1 protein-coding gene is annotated in these 741 nt (G+C 34.4%); it reads right to left on the minus strand.

Annotation, left to right across the window (positions count from 1 at the left end):
- A partial coding sequence (locus ACFIKE_RS12010) for an exodeoxyribonuclease VII large subunit (RefSeq protein ID WP_375650190.1) occupies nt 1-313 on the minus strand: 313 nt, incomplete at its 3' end.
- Nucleotides 314-741: the final 428 nt, after the last annotated feature.

Genomic DNA, 741 nt, shown 5'->3' on the forward strand with positions numbered 1-741 from the left:
TTTGATATTTCGATGACCCTGGATAAGTTGTAAGTTTACCAACAGCAACCACTTCCATCCCTTCTTCAGGAGGAAATTTGAGCTTTTCCATCACTCCACGCCAAATAACAGCTTCCAACCGTGCCTTATCATCCTTTAAAGCAAAATAAGCATGTCCTGAAGCATGAGTACCACGGTAACCTGATATCTCCCCACGCACCCGTACATAACCAAACTTTTCTTCAACAACACGCTTTAGAGCTCCTGCTATTTCGGAAACAGTAAATTCTGCCACATTTGTTACACCTGTTTTTTCACTAAACAAACTTACCATTTTTCAATTCTTTACGCCCGTTTCTGTAAATCTTTTTGAAACAACACAATCTTTAAAATTTTTATTTATAGCTTCATCAAAATATCCATAACACCGGCTAGAACAGCTTATATTTCGAATTTCAAACCGATTATCCGAGTTATAAAAAAGCTTGGAGCCGTTGTATGGGGATCTCCAGAGTTATTATTCCATCCGAAAGCTGTATCAATAGAAGTTAAAATATTCAATCTTAACATCCACACAAACACATCTTTCATAAGAATTCCTGAAATAAAATTCTCTACACAACATAGTAATCCATTCCCGATAAAATTCAACGTATTGCAAAGTGTTAAAGAGCTTTGCAATACATCAAATATATCATGATCATGTTTTTTATATTTTATAAACCTGATACCTTCTTATTTTTCAATTGCACTATAAAAAAT

This window comes from Bartonella sp. MU70NMGDW, from assembly GCF_042194085.1.
Taxonomy (GTDB): Bacteria; Pseudomonadota; Alphaproteobacteria; order Rhizobiales; family Rhizobiaceae; genus Bartonella; species Bartonella grahamii.